A 924-nucleotide genomic window follows, 5' to 3' on the forward strand; every position below is an offset into this window, starting at 1 on the left:
CGGTCATGGTGTCCTCCTTGGAATCGGGTCACTACGGGACGAGGTCATTGATGACCTCTCGGGCTGAGATGGTGGTGCTGGCTTTGCTGAATTTTCTATTTTTTTATCGCCTTTGGCATACCAATAGCAAGAACAGCTATCATCTCACTAATAGCCCCACACCACAAAATGAGGATTGAGTTTTTTCGACGGGCTGGAAGTGACTCACTGATTTACAGCTCGCCGAATATCGTCACTAAATTACTAGAGCTAATTGATAGTTTAATGCTGACGGATCCCCACGAAATAGATAAGAAAATCAGGATGATATGATTGAAAAGGCCTGCATGGGTCGGCATGTTGTTAATCGCCAAACCAACAATATGCCTAAGGAGACCCATGCAGGCCCCTCGATTCTTACATACTCTGCTGACCTCATCACTCCCCCTGGTCCATGCCAAGCGCCTGCAGGCGCTGCTCGACACGGTGGGTGCCCTGCTGGGCGAGCGCCGCCTGGGCTTGACCGCCCTGGGGCGTGCCTTGCCAGGGCCAGTGGCTACCAAGCACACCATCAAGCGAGTCGATCGGTTGCTGGGCAACCCTCACCTGCATCAGGAGCGTCCCCTGTTCTATTGGCTCGTGGCCAGCCTGCTGATTGGCCACATGACCCGCCCGCTGATTCTGGTGGACTGGTCGCCGATTGATGACCGTGGCAAACGGTTCTTGCTGCGCGCCGCGGTGCCCTTTGCCGGGCGCTCGCTGCCAATCTTCGAGAAAGTCCACCACAAGGATGGCTGCCAACACTGTGAGGCATACTTGTTGGCCGCTCTGGCCGAGATACTGCCTGACAACGCCACGCCGATCTTGGTCACCGATGCGGGCTTTCGTAATCCCTGGTTCGAGGCGGTTGAGGCACGTGGTTGGTACTACGTCGGCCGGGTGCGT

The 924-nt window shown here is 55.7% G+C and carries 1 protein-coding gene; it reads left to right on the plus strand.

The features are described from left to right. Positions 1–378 precede the first annotated feature (378 nt). Positions 379–924: IS4 family transposase (locus tag FYJ79_RS12405; protein WP_195837099.1), on the plus strand; the 546-nt coding region annotated here is incomplete at its 3' end.

The organism is Sharpea porci, assembly GCF_009695655.1.
In the GTDB taxonomy this organism is placed as follows: domain Bacteria; phylum Bacillota_I; class Bacilli_A; order Erysipelotrichales; family Coprobacillaceae; genus Sharpea; species Sharpea porci.